Origin of the sequence: Actinophytocola sp. (assembly GCF_009379765.1) — a bacterium.
GTDB lineage: Bacteria > Actinomycetota > Actinomycetes > Mycobacteriales > Pseudonocardiaceae > Actinophytocola.
Window position 1 is genome coordinate 23,094 of the sequence record NZ_WHTD01000067.1, and the last position, 17,637, is coordinate 40,730.

A 17,637-nucleotide genomic window follows, 5' to 3' on the forward strand; every position below is an offset into this window, starting at 1 on the left:
GCACCAACCGGGATGGAGCCCGCATGACCTCGGTGGGACCACCGCCCGACAGATCGGGCAGCCGCAGCCTCGACCCGCATCTGCGCAGGTACGCCGCTCGAGCGGCCGGTATGACGGCCTCCGAGGTACGCGCGCTCTTCGCGGTGGCGAGCCGGCCCGAGGTCGTCTCGCTGGCCGGTGGGATGCCCAACATCACGGCGCTGCCGCTCGACTCGCTCTCCACCGAGATCGCGGGCCTGATCAGCACAGACGGCCTGGTCGCACTGCAGTACGGGTCCGCGCACGGGCTCCCTGAGCTGCGGGACCAGATCTGCGACGTGATGGCGCTCGAGGAGGTCCGCGGCCATCCCGACGACGTCGTGGTGACCGTTGGCTCCCAGATGGCGCTCGACATGGTGACGAGGATCTTCTGTGATCCCGGCGATGTCGTGCTCGCTGAGGGGCCGTCGTACGTGGGCGCGCTGGGCACGTTCGGCGCCTACCAGGCCGGCGTGGTCCACGTGGCGATGGACGAGGACGGGCTGGTGCCCGAGGCGCTGCGCGAGGCGCTGGCCGCGTGCGAGCGGGCGGGCAAGCGGGTCAAGTTCCTGTACACGATCCCCAACTTCCACAACCCGGCCGGCGTGACGCTGAGCGTGGCCCGGCGGACCGAGATCCTCGAGATCTGTGCCCGGCACCGGGTGCTGGTGGTCGAGGACAACCCGTACGGTCTGCTCGGCTTCGACGGGCAGACCTACCCGGCGCTGCGCTCGATGGACCCGGACAACGTGGTCTACCTCGGCTCGTTCTCCAAGACGTTCGCCGCGGGCCTGCGGGTCGGGTGGGCGCTCGCGCCGCACGCGGTGCGGGAGAAGCTCATGCTGGCCGCCGAGTCCGCCACGCTGTGCCCACCCACGTTGAACCAGATGATCGTCTCCCGCTACCTCGCCACCCACGACTGGCGCGGCCAGATCAAGTCGTTCCAGCAGGCCTACCGGGAGCGGCGGGACGCGATGATCTCCGCGCTGGAGCAGTACCTGCCGGCCGGCTGCACGTGGACCGTGCCGGCCGGTGGGTTCTTCGTCTGGCTGACCGTGCCGGCGGGGGTGGACACCAAGGCGATGCTGCCCCGTGCGGTCACCGCACGCGTCGCCTATGTGTCCGGCACCGGGTTCTACGCTGACGGCCTGGGCAGCCGCCAGATGCGGTTGTCCTTCTGCTACCCGACCCCGGAACGCATCACCGAGGGGGTGCGCCGGCTCGCCGCGGTGCTGTCCGACGAGCTGGAGCTCGCCCGGACGTTCGGCCCGATCAACCAGCGAGCCGGATCCGGCCCCCAGGTGCCCGCGCCGGACACCGCATAACCCTTGCCCGGCAAGTAATCCGCGGTCGGCGGGAACTAGGTACGGTCACAATGGACAGTCCGTTGTGGAGCACGGAGGAGCGTCTCGTGTCCGATCGTTGTGTCGCGGTGCTGTCCGGCGGACTCTCCCACGAGCGGGAGGTCTCGCTGCGTTCCGGACGCCGGCTGTCGTCCGCGCTGCGGACCGCCGGCGTGACGGTCGAGGAGTGGGACGCCGACTCGTCACTGCTGGCCCGGTTGCGGGAGCACCGGCCGGACGCCGTGGTGATAGCGCTGCACGGGGGCGAGGGCGAGGGCGGCTCGATCCAGACGATGCTGGAGATGCTGGACGTCCCGTACGTGGGTGCCGACTCGCACGCGTGCCGGCGGGCCTGGGACAAGCCGACCGCCAAGACCGAGCTGGCCCGGGCCGGGCTCGCGACGCCGGAGTGGGTGGTCCTGCCGCACAGCACGTTCCGCGAGCTCGGGGCGAAGCCGGTGCTGGACGCGATGGTCGACCGGCTGGGCCTGCCGATGATGCTCAAGCCGGAGCAGGGTGGCTCGGCGCTGGGCGCGCAGGTGGTGCGCGACGCGGCGGACCTGCCGGCCGCGATGGTCGGTTGCCTGGCGTACTCGGAGACCGTGCTCGCCGAGCGGTTCATCGAGGGCGTGGAGGTCGCGGTCACCGTGATCGACGGGCCGGACGGGCCGGAGGCGCTGCCCGCGGTGGAGATCGATCCGGAGACCGGGATCTACGACTACACCGCTCGCTACACCGCCGGTCTGACCAACTTCCACACCCCGGCTCGGCTCGACGACCGGGCCGCGGCCGTGGTGGCCGGACTCGCCGTGGCGGCGCACCGGCTGCTCGGGCTCCGCGACGTGTCCCGCACCGACGCGATCGTCGCCGGCGACGGGACCGTCTTCTTCCTGGAGGCCAACTCCTCGCCGGGGCTGACCGAGACCTCGCTCCTGCCGATGGCGATCGAGGTCGCCGGACGCTCGCTCGGCGACATTTATGCCGGCCTCATCGAGCGAGCTGTCGACCGCACCCAGGTCCACGCTGGGTGATCGATCAGGCACTGTCCGCCTTCGTCACCGTGACGTAAGCGACCGGGGTGATCCCTAATCGGATCCCAGCGTCCGATTTGCCCCATTTTTCGACATCAGGTCAACGATTCGCTCAAGATCGTCAACTGAGCCGAACTCGACCACGATCTTGCCCTTGCGCTTGCCGAGCTCGACCTTCACCCGCGTGTCGAACGTGTTGGAGAGGCGCTCGGCCACATCCTGCAGACCCGGCGCCTGCATCGGCTTGCGGGGCGCCTGCTTGGGCTTGGGCGGCGCCGCGTTCTTCAGCAGCGTGACCGCTTCCTCGGTGGCGCGGACGGACAGCCCCTCGGCGACGATCCGGGCGGCCAACTCCTCCTGCATGCCGGCGTCGTCGAGGCCGAGCAGCGCGCGGGCGTGCCCGGAGGAGAGCACGCCGGCGGCGACCCGGCGCTGCACCGGCAGGGGGAGCTTCAACAGTCGGATCGTGTTGGTGATGACCGGCCGGCTGCGCCCGATACGGGAGGCCAGCTCGTCGTGGGTCACCTCGAACTCGTCGAGCAGCTGCTGGTAGGCCGCCGCCTCTTCGAGCGGGTTCAGCTGGACGCGGTGGATGTTCTCCAGGAGGGCATCGCGGAGCATCGCGTCGTCGGCGGTCTGCCGGACGATGGCCGGGATCTTGGCCATCTCCGCACGCTGGGCCGCCCGGAGGCGGCGCTCGCCCATGACGAGCTCGTAGGAGTCACTGCCGAGCTCGCGCACGACGATGGGCTGCATGAGACCGAACTCGCGGATCGAGTGCTCGAGCTCGCTCAGCGACTCCTCGTCGAAGACCTGACGAGGCTGCTTGGGGTTGGCCTGGATCGAGCCGGTCGGGATCTCCCGATACACGGCTCCGGCCACCGAACCGCTCGGCGCAGGAGGAGCGCCGCCGCCCGGCCGGAGCGCTGGCCTCGGCAGCTTCACCGCGCCGTCGGTTGACCCGGCCGGGCCCTGCGGAATCAGTGCGGCGAGGCCTCGGCCCAGTCCGCCCTTGCGTTCGGTCATGTGCTGCTCTCTACTCCCCGCCGAACCCGCGTTCGGCCATCTCCCTGGCCGCGTCGAGGTAGCTCATCGCACCCCGGGAACCCGGGTCGTACGCGAGCACGGTCTGTCCGAAACCGGGTGCCTCGGACACCTTCACGCTCCTGGGGATCACAGTACGCAAGACCGTGTCCCCGAAGTGCTTCCGAACCTCCGCGGTCACCTGATCGGCGAGCTTCGTGCGCCCGTCGTACATGGTGAGCAGGATGGTCGACACCTGCAGGTTCGGGTTGAGGTGGTTCTGCACCAGCTCGATGTTGCGCAGCAGCTGGGAGAGGCCCTCCAGCGCGTAGTACTCGCACTGGATCGGGATGAGCACCTCTTCGGCCGCCACCATCGCGTTGACGGTCAGCAGGCCGAGTGACGGCGGGCAGTCGATGAACACGTAGTCCGGGTTCAGCTGGTCCAGCGCGCCCGTGGGCAGCGCCTCCTTGAGTCGGGCCTCGCGACCCTCCATCGAGACGAGCTCGATCTCCGCGCCGGCCAGGTCGATCGTGGCGGGCACGCAGTAGAGGTTGTCCGACTGGTCGCTCACGGCGGCGGCGTCCGCGAGGGACACCTCGCCGATCAGCACCTCGTAGATGGACGGCACGCCGGACCGGTGATCGACGCCGAGAGCGGTGCTGGCGTTGCCCTGCGGGTCGAGGTCGATCACCAGCACCTTGAGCCCGTGCATGGCGAGCGCCGCCGCGAGGTTGACCGCACTGGTCGTCTTGCCGACGCCGCCCTTCTGGTTCGCAACGGTCATGACGCGGCGGCGCGCGGGTCGGGGAAGTATGTCCTTGGGGTGCAACATCCGAGTGGCGCGTGCCGCCTCTTCGGCGATCGGCGTCCAGCCGGATACCGCCTGCGCGGCCTCGACCGTCTCGTGCATGGTCTGCTCGCTCTGCGGCTGCCCGTGTCGTCCGCTCACGACAGCCCCTCGCAGGCTCGGTGCCGCCGCTCGCGGTCGCCCTGTGCCCATGGTTCGCTCGCACGCTCGCTCACTGTTCGATCCACCTCGCCTGCCCGGACTCGTGCTGTTTCACGTGAAACATCGATCGCTCCGATCGTTGGTCTGCAGGACCCGGGAGCATCTCCGCGGTCACTGCGTCTGATCCTTCCTGGTGCGTCGCGGAGGACGACCATGGACCCCCTCGCGCCCCCGCGCGCCGACCCGCTCGATCTCAATGATGGTTGCCGGCGTCTCCAGGACCCCGACGCCACACCGTTCGACGGTCGGCAGCGACCCACCCGCACGCTTGACCGCGCCGCCATCGCGTGCGATCTCGGCCTCCGCGCTCTCTCCCTTGAGTGCGACGAGCCGGCCGCCCTGCCGTAGCAGAGGGGCGCTCCAGCCCCAGAGTCGATCGAGTGGAGCCACCGCACGCGCGATGACAACATCGGCACCCGAGAGCTGTTGCTTGATAGCCGGCTCTTCGGCGCGACCACGAACCACGATCGCCGACAGCGACAGCGCGTCGACGATCTCCTCCAGCCACGCCACCCGGCGAGCCATCGGCTCCAACAATGTGACGTCCAGATCGGGTCTTGCCAAGCAGAGAGGAATGCCGGGGAGCCCGGCACCGGAACCTATGTCTATGACCCGCACGCCGCTCGGGATCCGCTCGCCGACCACGGCCGAGTTCAGAAGATGGCGATCCCACAGCCGATCGACCTCACGGGGTCCGATCAAGCCTCGCTCTATGCCGACGGCGGCGAGCAGTTCAACGAACTGCACCGCCGCCGGCATGGCGTCGCCGAAGATGGTCGAAGCGGACTCCGGGGGAGCGGGTGCTGATGGCGTCTCGGCCACCTTGCACCCTTCCTCGCTAGTCCCGTTGTTTCACGTGAAACAGAACGCGAGTGTCAGGACTGGCGGAACACCACGACGCGACGCCGGGGGTCCTCGCCCTCACTCTCACTGTGCACGCCGTCGAACGACGCCACAGCGTCGTGGACGACCTTGCGCTCGAACGGCGTCATCGGCTGAAGCCGAACTCGCTCGTCACCGCCGAGCACCCGCTCCGCGGTGGCCCGACCCAGATCCCGCAGCTCCTGCCGGCGGTCCGCTCGCCAGCCCGCGACGTCGAGCATCAGCCGGCTACGGGCTCCCGTCTCCTGCTGCACGGCGAGTCGGGTGAGCTCCTGGAGTGCCTCGAGCACGTTGCCCCGCGGCCCGACGAGCTTCTCCAGATCGTCGCCACCATCGATGCTCACGATCGCGCGGCCGGCTTCGACGTCGAGGTCGATGTCACCGTCGTAGTCGACTAGGTCGAGCAACCGCTCGAGATAGTCGCCCGCGATGTCGCCCTCCTTGACGAGTAGATCCTCGTTCGAGCCAGCGGCGCGGTCGTCACCGTCCTCGTTGTCATCGGCATCGTCCTCAGCGCCGTCCGCGACAGCGTCCGACTCGACGATCACCTCACCATCGGCCACGGCCGGTTGGTCCGCGGTCTGCTCGGCAGTCTCCTCGATGGAGTCCTGCTCTGCCCCCGACTCCTGCACCGTTTCCGGCACGGCTTCTCCTCTCCAGGTCCGGATCCGCCGCGTCAGCGATTCTTCCGACCTGTGTTCTTCTTACGGGAACGGTCTGCGCTCAGACCGGAAACTGTGTCGCCGTCCTCCGGCTTGTCCGCGGCGCCGTTGCCGGTCGCCTTGGCGGCGCCGCTCGTGGACTTGGCGGTGCCGGTCGACTTGGTCGTACCGGTGGACTTCGTGGCGCCCGTCGACCGGGTGCCCGTGGCCTTGGTGGTGCCGGTGGCCTTGGTGGTGCCGGTCGGCTTCGCGGTGCCCGGCTTCGCGGTGCCCGGCTTCGCGGTGCCGCCGGTGGCCGGCTTGGTACCCGGGGTGCCACTCGTGCCGTCGGTGGTGGCCGGACGCTTCTTCACCTGGGCCGGCCGCTGGCCGGGCTTCGGCGCGAGGTTGCTCCGCTTCTCGATGGCGGCGGCCTTCTTCGTCTCTTCCTCGGCGTCGATCTTCCGGTACACGAGCCGCTGCTGCATCATCGTCCACGTGTTGTTGGCGAGCCAGTAGAGCAGCAGACCGATGGGGAAGAACAGACCGAAGATCAGCACCCCCAGCGGGAAGATGTAGAGGGTGAGCTTGTTCATGATCGCGGTTTGCGAGGTGGCCGAGTCCGGGTTCTGCCGCGCCACCGAGTGCCGCGCGGTCAGGTGGGTCAGCACACTCGCGAGGATCATCAGCGGGATCGACACGATGATGACCGACGTGCGGTTGGCGCCCAGCGCCTCGAGCGCCTGCTGCGGCTGGGTGATGAAGTTCGAGAGCCGCGCACCGAACAGGTTGGCGTCGATGTAGGACTGCACGCCCGCGGCGTCGAAGAAGTAGTTCTCGGTGTGGCCCGGCTGGAACGACCGCAGCACATGGAACAGGCCGATGAAGACCGGGATCTGCAGCAGCATCGGCAGGCAGCCGCCGAGCGGGCTGAACCCGTGCTCGCGCTGGAGCTTCTGCATCTCCTGCGCCTGGCGCTGCCGGTCGTTGGCGTACTTCTTCTGGAGCTTCTTCATCTCGGGCGCGAACTCCTGCATCGCGCGCATCGAGCGGACCTGCTTCACGAACGGCTTGAACATGATCGCGCGCAGGGTGAAGACCAGGAACATGATGCCCAGCACCCAGGAGATGCCGCTGCTGTCACCGAACACATGCCCGAACACCCAGTGCCAGCACCACAGAATGAAGGACACGGGGTAGTAGATGAAGTCGAGCACGGAGCTACTCCTTGGCGAGGGGGTGGCGAGCCTGGTTCGGCGTCCCCGACCCGTCGGTGTCAGCGTCTTGGTGGCGCATGTCTGAGTGGCGCGGCTTCTCGCGGCGCGGCGGCACCGGGTCGTAGCCGGCACGGCCCCAAGGGGCACAGCGGGCGAGCCTGTACACGGTGAGCCAGGTGCCGCGCAGCGCGCCGTGGGTCGTCAACGCCTCGACGGCGTACGCGCTGCAGCTCGGCTCGAACCGGCAAGTCGGGGGAAGCGCCGGCGAGATCCATCGCCGGTAGAAGTTGATCGGCACCAGCAGCACGCGGGCCACCGGACCGGGGCGTCGCCGAGAGGCGTCGGTGACAGTGTCTATAGGGGTGTCCGTAGCGGCGTCGCTTGCCGGAGCGTCCACGACAGAGGTGTCCGGCTCCGTGTCATGCGTGACACTCACTGCGCACCACCGTTATCGCCGACCGCGAGTCGCAACCGCCGCAAGGCGGAGTCGATGTCATTGCCGAGCTCCGCACTCGCCGCCTGGGCAGCCTGCGGCAACGCTCGGACGACCAACGAGCAACCCGGCTGGACGGTTCCCAGCCGATCCCGTAACAGATGGCGCAGCCGTCGCGCGACGCGGTGGCGTACGACCGAGTTCCCCACGGCCTTGCTGACGACGAAACCGACACGGGTCCGGCCGGAAGAGGCCACACCGAGCCGAGCGACCTCCTCGGCCGTGATCGCATGCACGACGAGCCGGGGTCGGCCAACTCGCCGACCCTTCCTGGTCACCAGCCGAAAATCGTCGCCACCGGTCAGTCGAGCGGACGCGGGGAGCACGCAGTCAGGCGGACAGGCGCTTGCGACCCTTGCCACGACGAGCCGCGAGGATGGCCCGGCCGGCACGGGTGCGCATGCGCAGCCGGAACCCGTGGGTCCGCGACCGGCGGCGGTTGTTCGGCTGGAAAGTACGCTTGCTCACGGTGGATCTCCCGGTACTGGCTCGCCAAGTTCTCGCGTCTCCGCCGTCGGATCGGCGTCCCGGCCCCAACGCCCGGACATACCGACGGACGGCGCACAGAACTCACCCACACCTCGGGGAGACCTTATGAGACTACGCACCCCCGATCAGGCGGTTCAATCCGGGTCTCTTTTGTCGACCGGCGCGCACCGCTCGGCGACACGCCGCGCACGGTCAGATGCTTGCCCCCGGACACATCTTGTGGCATGGCCCGACGCTTGTTAGCGTGCGGACTCTTGGTTGGCCAGATGGGAGTGGGAGCCCTGCTGCGCCAAGAAGATATGTCGGACCACTGGCAGGTTCCGCTGCGGTCCGCCGTAGCTTCGTGCACAGTTGTGGACAACCCTGTGGATGCAGCCCGCATATCGGGTCGCGACCGGGCTCACCGCCGAGGTGGGCTGGTTCGGGGTGGTCGGAGGGTTGGGCATGACGCATGGCCAACGAGGGGAGGGGAGCTCGTAGGTGTCCGAGCAGCAAATGAACCTGGGTGTGGTGTGGGAACAGGTCGTGCGGGAGCTGTCCGCCGGCACTCTTTCTCCTCAACAACGCGCATGGATGCGAGTGACCCGACCGATCGGGTTGCTCGACGGCACCGCGCTCCTGGCCGCACCGAGTGACTTTGCCAAGGACGCGATCGAGCGAGCTCTCCGCGAGCCGATCACCGACGCGCTCTCCCGGCGACTCGGCCGCGCGATCTCCCTTGCGGTGAAGGTGGATTCGACGACCCCGTCGGTCGCACCACCCATACCGGCAGCGGCGCCCGGCACGCCCGCTGCGCCGTCCAATGGGGACACACGGGTCGACGACCTGTCGTCGCGCACCGCGATCCTGCCACCGGCCAATGAGACCGACGCGGACGGTGACGGAGAAGAGGTGGACGAGGAGAGCGAGGCGCTCGCCACCGTCCACGAGATCTGGCCGACGTTCACCGGGAGCCAACCGCCGTCGAGCGGTCAGCCGTTCACCGCTCCGGCGCAGCCGCAGACCTCCAAGACACGACTGAACGAGAAGTACACGTTCGATACGTTCGTCATCGGCGCTTCCAACCGTTTCGCGCACGCGGCCGCGGTCGCCGTCGCCGAGGCACCGGCCCGCGCGTACAACCCGTTGTTCATCTGGGGTGAGTCCGGGCTCGGCAAGACACACCTGCTGCACGCGGTCGGCCACTACGCGCAACGGCTCTTCCCGGGCATGCGCGTGCGGTACGTGTCGACCGAGGAGTTCACCAACGACTTCATCAACTCGCTGCGCGACGACCGCAAGGTCGCGTTCCAGCGGCGGTACCGCGACATCGACATCCTGTTGGTGGACGACATCCAGTTCTTGGAGGGCAAGGAAGGAACCCAGGAGGAGTTCTTCCACACTTTCAACACGCTCCACAACGCCAACAAGCAGATCGTGGTCAGCTCCGACCGGCCGCCGAAGCGGCTGGAGACCCTGGAGGACCGGCTGCGCACGCGGTTCGAGTGGGGCCTCATCACCGACATCCAGCCGCCCGAGCTCGAGACCCGGATCGCCATCCTCCGCAAGAAGGCCGCACAGGACCGGCTGGCCGCGCCGGCCGAGGTGCTGGAGTTCATCGCCGCCCGCATCGAGCACAACATCCGTGAGCTCGAGGGCGCGCTCATCCGGGTCACCGCGTTCGCTTCCCTTAACCAGCAACCGGTTGACGTGGGCCTCGCCGAGATCGTCTTGCGGGACTTGATCCCTGACTCGCAGGTGCCGGAGATCAGCGCCGCCACGATCATGGCCGTGACCGCGGAGTTCTTCAGCGTGTCGCTCGATGATCTTTGTGGCCCAGGGAAAACGAAGGCGCTCGCGCAGGCACGGCAGATCTCGATGTACCTGTGCCGCGAGCTGACCGACCTGTCGCTGCCCAAGATCGGGCAGACGTTCGGCGGCCGCGACCACACCACGGTCATGCACGCGGAGAAGAAGATCCGCAAGGAGATGGCGGAACGGCGCCGGATCTACGACCAGGTGCAGGAACTCACCTCGCGGATCAAGCAACGCGCCCGCGGCTGACGCCGAACTTCCTTGTGTGGACACGGTTCTCACACAACCCCTTGCATCACCCGGAAAGGGGATTCATGAGCGTCCCCGACCCTGTGCACGACCTGGGTACAGACGGGCCCAAGTCTGGGGAGCGTGCTGTGGGCAACTGGGGTCGATGTGTGGACAACTCTGGTGCCCGACCGAACCATCCACCGACGCGTCGAGCTGTCCACCGGTTGGGCACCCTGTCCATCAACAGCCGGACGCGCCCACCGACGTGCGGGTACGAGAGCTGTCCACACAATCCACAGGACCTACTACTACGACTGTTCTTCTCTCTTCAGTTCATCAACAAGTACAAGACAGGGGTCGCGAGTCAGCGAGCGACGAACCGACCGCACAGCACCGAAGAGCGCGCCGAGAGCATCGAGCCCCGAGTACCGCCCCCGGTCGGGAAGCCGTACGGTTGCGGTCTACGTCGTGAGCTTTCTCGGGTTGGTGCCCGCGTGCCCGCGGCACCTTCTCGTGTCTGGAAAGGACAGTCATGAAGATCCGCGTCGAGCGCGACGGTCTCGCCGACGCCGTCGCCTGGGTCGCGCGCAGCCTGCCGTCCCGCCCACCGGTGCCGGTACTCGGCGGAATCCTGTTGGACACCGGCAGCTCCGACGCGCTGACGATCTCCGGGTTCGACTACGAGGTCTCGGCCACGGTCGGCGTCGCGGCCACCGTCGCGGACGGCGGGCGCACACTCGTGTCCGGTCGGCTACTCGCTGACATCACGCGATCCCTGCCGGCGCAACCGGTCGAGATCATGGTCGACGGCGCACGCGTGTCGATCGCCTGCGGGAACGCGAAGTTCAGCCTTCCGACGATGCCGGTCGAGGACTACCCCCAGCTGCCGGCGATGCCGCCGCACGCGGGTGAGCTCGCCGGCGAGGTGTTCGGCCTCGCGGTGAGCCAGGTCGCGGTCGCCGCCGGGAAGGACGACACGCTGCCGATGCTCACCGGCGTGCGGGTCGAGATCGACGGCGAGAAGCTCACCCTGGTCGCCACCGACCGGTTCCGCCTCGCGATGCGCGAGTTCACCTGGACGCCGGACGAGAGCCTCGCCCGCTCGGGCGAGATCGCCGTGCTCGTCCCCGCACGCACGCTGGCCGACGCGGCCAAGGCACTCGGCACCTCGGGCACCAAGGTCGAGATCGCACTCGCGGCCGGCGAGGGGCTCATCGGTCTGTCCGGCTCGGGCCGGCGCACCACCAGCCGGCTGCTCGACACGGAGTTCCCCCGCTACCGCCAGCTGCTCCCGTCCGAGCAGACCGCGACCGCGATCATCGACGTGCCCCCGCTCGTCGAGGCGATCAAGCGCGTGTCGCTCGTCGCCGAGCGCGGCACCCAGGTGCGGCTGGAGTTCGGCGAGTCGGGGCTGCGCCTGTCCGCCGGTGGCGACGACGAGGGCAGCGCCGAGGAGGAGCTCGCGGTCGAGTACACCGGCAACCCCGTCACGATCGCGTTCAACCCGGCGTTCCTGCAGGAGGGTCTCGGTGCGCTGCACGCCGACCGGGCCGAGCTGTCGTTCACGACCCCGAGCCGTCCGGCGCTGATCAAGCCCGTCGGCGAGGATGGCAACGTGGTGCCGGGATACCTGCACCTGTTGATGCCGGTGCGGCTGCCCGGCTGATCGGAGGACGTCAGTGCCTAGCAAGGTCCAGCTCGGTCTCGTCGGTCTCGGCAAGATGGGCTTCAACATGCGCGACCGGGTGCGCGCGGCCGGCCACGACGTCGTGGGCTACGACCGCAACCCGGACGTCACCGACTCGACGTCGCTCGCCGACATGGTCGCCAAGCTCGAGGTGCCGCGGACCGTCTGGGTCATGGTCCCCTCGGGCGGCCCGACCCGGCAGACCATCGCCGAGCTCGCCGACCTGTTGGCCGAGGGCGACCTCGTGATCGACGGCGGCAACTCGCGGTTCACCGACGACCAGATCAACTCCGAGCTGCTGGCCGGCAAGGGGATCGGCTACCTCGACTGCGGGGTGTCCGGTGGCGTGTGGGGCAAGGAGAACGGCTACGCGCTGATGGTCGGCGGCTCGGCCGAGAACGTCGAGCGGGCGATGCCGGTCTTCGACGCGCTGCGTCCGGACGGCCCGCGCGAGGAGGGTTTCGCGCACGCCGGCCCGGCCGGTGCCGGGCACTACGCGAAGATGATCCACAACGGCATCGAGTACGGGCTGATGCAGGCCTACGCGGAGGGCTTCGAGCTGCTCGAGGCGGCGAAGGTCATCGAGGACGTGCCCTCGGTGATCAAGGCGTGGCAGCGGGGCACGGTCGTCCGCTCGTGGCTGCTCGACCTGCTGGTCCGCGCGCTCGACTCCGACCCCGAGCTCGACGACCTGCGTGGCTACGTCGAGGACTCCGGCGAGGGCCGGTGGACCGTCGAGGAGGCGATCAACCTCGCGGTGCCGGCGCCGGTGATCTCGGCCGCGTTGTTCTCGAGGTTCCGCTCCCGGCAGGAGGACTCACCGGCGATGCGTGCGGTCGCGTCGCTACGCAACCAGTTCGGCGGGCATGCGGTGCACCAGGCCGGGCCGACGTCGGGCGCGGGCTCCACCCAAGGTTGACGTGTACGTCCGGCACTTGCAGGTCAGCGACTTCAGGTCCTGGGAGCACGCGGACCTGGAGCTGGCACCCGGTGCGAATGTCCTCATTGGACAGAACGGTCAGGGCAAGACCAACCTGATCGAGGCGATCGGCTACTCGGCGACACTCGGCTCGCACCGGGTCGCGGTGGATCTTCCGCTGATCCGGCACGGATGCTCGCGCGCGATCGTGCGCACCGCGGTGGTCAACGAAGGTCGTGAGCTGACGATCGAGCTGGAGATCACCGCGGGAAAGGCGAACCGGGCGAGGGTGAACCGCGCGCCGATGCAGAAGACCCGCGACGTGCTGGGGATCCTGCGCACCGTGTTGTTCGCGCCGGAGGACCTCGCCTTGGTGCGGGGCGACCCGAGCGAGCGGCGCCGCTTCCTGGACGACCTGCTGGTACTGCGCGCGCCCCGGTACGCGGGGGTGCGCGCGGACTACGAGCGGGTCCTGCGCCAGCGCAACGCGTTGCTCAAGTCGTCGGGCCACGCGCGGCGCGCCGGCTCGAAGGGTGACATCGCGACGCTCGACGTGTGGGACGGGCACCTCGCCCGGCACGGCGCGGAGCTCCTCGCCGGCCGGCTGGACCTGGTCGCCGACATGGCCGACCACGTCACCGCCGCCTACGCCGGGGTCGCGCCGGAGTCGCGGCCGGCGTGGATCAGGTACCGGTCCGGCATCGCCGAGTCGTTCCCGGCGGGGTACGGCACGCCCGGCACGCGCGCGGATATGGAGGTGTTGACCGACGCGCTCCTCGCCGCGATGGTCGCCGCCCGCGACGCCGAGCTCGACCGGGGGGTGAGCCTGGTCGGCCCGCACCGCGACGAGCTCGAGCTGACCCTGGCCGACGTCGCGGCGAAGGGGTACGCGAGCCACGGCGAGTCGTGGTCGTTCGCGCTCGCCCTGCGACTCGCCTCCTACGAGCTGCTCCGTGCCGACGGCACCGAGCCGGTGCTCGTGCTCGACGACGTGTTCGCCGAGCTCGACCGGCACCGGCGGCAGCGACTCGCCGAGGTGGCGGTGAACGCCGAACAAGTCCTGGTTACCGCCGCGGTGGAGGAGGATGTCCCGGACGAGCTCGACGGGTCTCGTTACGTTGTGTCCAACGGGGAGGTGGCGCGTGCCGGACCGGTCGCCCGATGATCACCAACAAGTCACCAACAGTGATGTGAAACGTCACACATCTGGGGACAAACCTGTGGATAGTGTGGATAACGCTGTCACTTTGCGCCCGTCGAACCCCCGTGGCCAGGCGGATCCAGCCGCCCTGAACACCCAAAAGGGTGTTGATGATGATCACGCCGCAAGTTCCACCACAGAGGGTGACTATCCACAGCTACGTGGATCGGATCTGGCCCGGGCGGCGCTGCGTGCCGCCAGGGAGGTGTCCGGTGGGCCGGATACGAAAAAGAACAAGCAGGTCAAGCGTGGTTTTGTGGCCGGGTCACGGCGCAGGCGGCGCTGGTCGGGCGCCGGGCCGGACGCCCGCGATCCACAGCCCCTCGGCCGGCTCGCCGCCCGGATCGCCGCCGACCGTGGATGGAACGGCCAGCTCACGACCGGCCAGCTGTTCGGCCGGTGGGGCGCGATCGTCGGGGAGGACGTGGCCGAGCACGCGCAGCCGGTGTCCCTGTGTGACGGCGAGCTGACCATCCAGGCGGAGTCGACCGCGTGGGCCACCCAGCTGCGGCTCCTCCAACGCCAACTGCTCGCCAAGATCGCCGCCGGGGTGGGCAACGGCGTGGTCAAGCGGCTGAAGGTGCACGGTCCGTCCACGCCGAGCTGGCGTTATGGGTATCGGCACGTGCGCGGACGGGGGCCCCGGGACACCTACGGGTGAACCGGCGGCCGGAAGCTGTCAGATCCGCTCCGGAGACTACCCTCAGGCGTCCAGCCACGTGCCTCATTCCGCCAGCGCGTCTGTGACGGAGCTAGGGGTGTCCTTGACCCGCTTCTGCACGACCGCACCAGTACAATTGATGTAGCGAGTCGGGATAGTCGAGACGCCCCGGTCGCGAACCGGCAGGAACCGGCCAGCACGCCCGACCAACGCACCGTCCTGACGAGGAGACACCACGCCCGTGGCAGCCACCAACAATCATGAATACAACGCGGCCTCCATCACGGTCCTTGAAGGGCTCGAGGCCGTCCGCAAGCGGCCCGGCATGTACATCGGCTCCACCGGTGAGCGCGGTCTGCACCACCTCATCTGGGAGGTCGTGGACAACGCGGTCGACGAGTCGATGGCCGGCTACGCGACGCGGGTCGAGGTCACCCTCCTCGCCGACGGCGGCGTCCGGGTGGTCGACGACGGCCGGGGCATCCCGGTGGAGCTGCATCCGGTGCACAAGAAACCGACCCTGGAGATCGTGCTCACCCAGCTGCACGCGGGTGGCAAGTTCGACAGCGAGTCCTACGCGGTGTCCGGCGGTCTGCACGGCGTCGGCGTCTCCGTCGTCAACGCGCTGTCGACCGGACTGGACGTGGAGGTGTACCGCAACGGCCGGGAGTGGACCCAGCACTACGAGCGGTCCGAGCCGGGTGAGCTGATCGAGGTCGGCGACACCGACCGCACCGGCACCTCGGTCACGTTCTGGGCGGACTGTGGCATCTTCGAGACCACCACCTACAACGCCGAGACCGTCGCCCGCCGGCTGCAGGAGATGGCGTTCCTCAACAAGGGCCTCACCATCGTGCTCCGCGACGAGCGGGTGTCCGACGAGGACACGGCGGCCGACGCCGAGGGCAAGACGGCCCGGGTCAAGGAGCGCACCTACCACTACCCGGGTGGGCTCGAGGACTTCGTCACGCACATCAACCACACGCGCGAGGCGATCCACAACAACGTGATCTCCTTCGAGGCCAAGGGTGACGGGCTCGAGGTCGAGGTCGCGATGCAGTGGAACACCGGCTACAGCGAGTCGGTCTACACCTTCGCCAACACGATCAACACCGCCGAGGGCGGCACCCACGAGGAGGGCTTCCGCGCCGCGCTGACCCGAGTGGTCAACGTGTACGCGCGGGAGAAGAAGCTGCTGAAGGAGAAGGACACCAACCTCACCGGCGACGACGTGCGCGAGGGCCTCGCGGCCATCATCTCGATCAAGCTGGCGGAGCCCCAGTTCGAGGGCCAGACCAAGCAGAAGCTCGGCAACACCGAGGCGAAGACCTTCGTGCAGACCACGTGCAACGAGTGGCTGGCCGACTGGTTCGAGCGCAACCCTTCCGACGCGCGCACGATCGTCACGAAGTCGGTCTCCTCCGCCCAGGCGCGCATGGCCGCCCGCAAGGCCAAGGAGCTCGTGCGCCGCAAGGGGGCGCTCGACATCGGCGGGTTGCCCGGCAAGCTCAAGGACTGCCGGTCGACCAACCCTGAGGAGTGCGAGCTCTACATCGTCGAGGGCGACTCCGCGGGCGGCTCGGCCAAGGAGGGCCGGGAGTCGATGTTCCAGGCCATCCTCCCGATCCGCGGCAAGATCATCAACGTGGAGAAGGCGCGCATCGACCGGGTGCTCAAGAACACCGAGGTGCAGAGCCTGATCACCGCGCTGGGCACGGGCATCCAGGAGGACTTCGACCTCTCGAAGCTGCGGTACCACAAGATCGTGCTGATGGCCGACGCCGACGTGGACGGCCAGCACATCCGGACCTTGTTGCTCACGCTGCTGTTCCGCTTCATGCGCCCACTCGTCGAGGCCGGGCACGTGTACCTCGCGCAGCCGCCGCTGTACAAGATCAAGTGGCAGCGCACCGAACCGGAGTTCGCCTACTCCGACCGCGAGCGCGACGGCTTGATGGCGGCGGGGCTCGAAGCGGGCAAGAAGATCAACCGCGACGACGGCATCCAGCGGTACAAGGGTCTCGGTGAGATGAACGCCGACGAGCTGTGGGAGACCACGATGGACCCGGCGCACCGGCTGCTGCTCCAGGTGACCCTGGACGACGCCGCCACCGCCGACGAGCTGTTCAGTGTGCTGATGGGCGAGGACGTCGAGGCCCGGCGCTCGTTCATCACCCGCAACGCCAAGGACGTCCGATTCCTCGACGTGTGATTCGAGGAACGGGTCGAAGGAAAAGGAACCAGAGTTCGTGACCGAAACCTTGCCTCCGGAGGGCGACCGGGTCGAACCGATCGACATCCAGCAGGAGATGCAGCGCTCCTACATCGACTACGCGATGAGCGTCATCGTCAGCCGCGCGCTGCCGGACGTTCGGGACGGCCTCAAGCCGGTACACCGACGCGTGCTCTACTCGATGTACGACACCGGCCTGCGCCCCGAGCGCAGCCACGTCAAGTGCTCACGCATCGTCGGCGACGTCATGGGCAACTACCACCCGCACGGCGACTCGGCGATCTACGACGCGCTCGTCCGCCTCGCCCAGCCGTGGTCGCTGCGGTACCCGCTCATCGACGGCCAGGGCAACTTCGGCTCGCCGGGCAACGACCCGCAGGCCGCGATGCGGTACACCGAGGCGCGCATGACGCCGCTCGCCATGGCGATGCTGCAGGACATCAACGAGGAGACCGTCGACTTCTCGGACAACTACGACGGCAAGACCCAGGAGCCCGACGTCCTGCCGTCGCGCATCCCGAACCTGCTGGTCAACGGCAGCGGCGGCATCGCCGTCGGCATGGCCACCAACATCCCGCCGCACAACCTGCGCGAGGTCGCCGCCGGCGTCATCTGGGCGCCGGAGAACTGGGACGCGTCCGACGACGAGACGCTCGCCGCGATGATGATGCGGATCAAGGGCCCGGACTTCCCGACGCACGGCCAGATTCTCGGCACCCAGGGCATCGAGGACGCCTACCGCACCGGCCGCGGCTCGATCCG

General features: G+C 68.7%; 17 protein-coding genes. 9 read left to right on the forward strand and 8 right to left on the reverse strand.

The features are described from left to right. Nucleotides 1-23: 23 nt before the first annotated feature. Both GEV28_RS20935 and GEV28_RS20940 read left to right on the forward strand, forming a co-directional pair. Nucleotides 24-1,343: a PLP-dependent aminotransferase family protein gene (locus tag GEV28_RS20935; protein ID WP_291413796.1), complete on the forward strand. Its 1,320-nt coding sequence runs from the start codon at nucleotides 24-26 to the stop codon at nucleotides 1,341-1,343. Nucleotides 1,344-1,429: 86 nt separating this feature from the next. Continuing rightward, nucleotides 1,430-2,392, forward strand: coding sequence for a D-alanine--D-alanine ligase (locus GEV28_RS20940; RefSeq protein ID WP_291413797.1), 963 nt, complete (start codon nucleotides 1,430-1,432; stop codon nucleotides 2,390-2,392). Between the two features lie 54 nt (nucleotides 2,393-2,446). Here the strand turns inward: GEV28_RS20940 and GEV28_RS20945 are convergent, their stop codons facing one another. The 8 genes from GEV28_RS20945 to rpmH form a co-directional block, all read right to left on the reverse strand. Further along, nucleotides 2,447-3,418, reverse strand: coding sequence for a ParB/RepB/Spo0J family partition protein (locus tag GEV28_RS20945; RefSeq protein ID WP_291413798.1), 972 nt, complete (start codon nucleotides 3,416-3,418; stop codon nucleotides 2,447-2,449). Between the two features lie 10 nt (nucleotides 3,419-3,428). Then, nucleotides 3,429-4,328, reverse strand: a complete 900-nt coding sequence (locus tag GEV28_RS20950; RefSeq protein ID WP_291413812.1) for an AAA family ATPase — start codon at nucleotides 4,326-4,328, stop codon at nucleotides 3,429-3,431. Between the two features lie 210 nt (nucleotides 4,329-4,538). After that, the gene (gene rsmG, locus GEV28_RS20955; RefSeq protein WP_291413813.1) at nucleotides 4,539-5,186 is read right to left on the reverse strand and encodes a 16S rRNA (guanine(527)-N(7))-methyltransferase RsmG; all 648 of its coding nucleotides are present in this window, start codon (nucleotides 5,184-5,186) and stop codon (nucleotides 4,539-4,541) included. Between the two features lie 116 nt (nucleotides 5,187-5,302). Next, a complete protein-coding gene (locus GEV28_RS20960) occupies nucleotides 5,303-5,953 on the reverse strand; it encodes a R3H domain-containing nucleic acid-binding protein (protein WP_291413799.1) in 651 nt (216 codons plus the stop codon). Between the two features lie 32 nt (nucleotides 5,954-5,985). After that, nucleotides 5,986-7,167: a membrane protein insertase YidC gene (yidC, locus tag GEV28_RS20965; protein WP_291413800.1), complete on the reverse strand. Its 1,182-nt coding sequence runs from the start codon at nucleotides 7,165-7,167 to the stop codon at nucleotides 5,986-5,988. A gap of 4 nt (nucleotides 7,168-7,171) precedes the next feature. Then, nucleotides 7,172-7,474, reverse strand: coding sequence for a membrane protein insertion efficiency factor YidD (gene yidD / locus GEV28_RS20970; protein WP_367115146.1), 303 nt, complete (start codon nucleotides 7,472-7,474; stop codon nucleotides 7,172-7,174). 125 nt (nucleotides 7,475-7,599) lie between these two features. Beyond that, nucleotides 7,600-7,986 carry a ribonuclease P protein component gene (gene rnpA / locus GEV28_RS20975; protein ID WP_291413801.1) on the reverse strand — a complete coding sequence of 129 codons (387 nt, stop codon included), beginning with the start codon at nucleotides 7,984-7,986 and terminating at the stop codon, nucleotides 7,600-7,602. A gap of 4 nt (nucleotides 7,987-7,990) precedes the next feature. Then, complete coding sequence (gene rpmH / locus GEV28_RS20980) at nucleotides 7,991-8,128, reverse strand: 50S ribosomal protein L34 (RefSeq protein WP_291413802.1); 138 nt, start codon at nucleotides 8,126-8,128, stop codon at nucleotides 7,991-7,993. 501 nt (nucleotides 8,129-8,629) lie between these two features. Between rpmH and dnaA the strand changes: the two genes are divergently transcribed. The 7 genes from dnaA to GEV28_RS21015 all read left to right on the forward strand — a co-directional run. Further along, on the forward strand, nucleotides 8,630-10,192 hold the full coding sequence (gene dnaA, locus GEV28_RS20985) for a chromosomal replication initiator protein DnaA (RefSeq protein WP_291413803.1): 1,563 nt from the start codon (nucleotides 8,630-8,632) through the stop codon (nucleotides 10,190-10,192). A 514-nt stretch (nucleotides 10,193-10,706) separates the two neighbouring features. After that, complete coding sequence (gene dnaN / locus GEV28_RS20990; protein ID WP_291413804.1) at nucleotides 10,707-11,840, forward strand: DNA polymerase III subunit beta; 1,134 nt, start codon at nucleotides 10,707-10,709, stop codon at nucleotides 11,838-11,840. Nucleotides 11,841-11,853: 13 nt separating this feature from the next. Continuing rightward, complete coding sequence (gene gnd, locus GEV28_RS20995) at nucleotides 11,854-12,780, forward strand: phosphogluconate dehydrogenase (NAD(+)-dependent, decarboxylating) (protein ID WP_291413805.1); 927 nt, start codon at nucleotides 11,854-11,856, stop codon at nucleotides 12,778-12,780. A gap of 1 nt (nucleotide 12,781) precedes the next feature. Continuing rightward, entirely contained in the window at nucleotides 12,782-13,945 is a 1,164-nt protein-coding gene (gene recF, locus GEV28_RS21000) for a DNA replication/repair protein RecF (RefSeq protein WP_291413806.1), read from the forward strand. Between the two features lie 292 nt (nucleotides 13,946-14,237). Continuing rightward, nucleotides 14,238-14,642 (forward strand): DciA family protein, encoded by a 405-nt coding sequence (locus GEV28_RS21005; protein WP_367115147.1) that lies wholly within the window; start codon nucleotides 14,238-14,240, stop codon nucleotides 14,640-14,642. A gap of 241 nt (nucleotides 14,643-14,883) precedes the next feature. Then, a complete protein-coding gene (gyrB, locus tag GEV28_RS21010) occupies nucleotides 14,884-16,854 on the forward strand; it encodes a DNA topoisomerase (ATP-hydrolyzing) subunit B (protein WP_291413807.1) in 1,971 nt (656 codons plus the stop codon). A 37-nt stretch (nucleotides 16,855-16,891) separates the two neighbouring features. Next, the coding region (locus tag GEV28_RS21015; RefSeq protein ID WP_291413808.1) for a DNA gyrase subunit A at nucleotides 16,892-17,637 on the forward strand (746 nt) is incomplete at its 3' end.

Bases quoted from the DNA above. Each gene is read 5' to 3' on its own strand.
- GEV28_RS20935 (WP_291413796.1), top strand. From the start codon at position 24: ATGACCTCGGTGGGACCACCGCCCGACAGATCGGGCAGCCGCAGCCTC.
- GEV28_RS20945 (WP_291413798.1), bottom strand. From the start codon at position 3,418: ATGACCGAACGCAAGGGCGGACTGGGCCGAGGCCTCGCCGCACTGATT.
- GEV28_RS20950 (WP_291413812.1), bottom strand. From the start codon at position 4,328: ATGCACGAGACGGTCGAGGCCGCGCAGGCGGTATCCGGCTGGACGCCG.
- rsmG (WP_291413813.1), bottom strand. From the start codon at position 5,186: ATGCCGGCGGCGGTGCAGTTCGTTGAACTGCTCGCCGCCGTCGGCATA.
- dnaN (WP_291413804.1), top strand. From the start codon at position 10,707: ATGAAGATCCGCGTCGAGCGCGACGGTCTCGCCGACGCCGTCGCCTGG.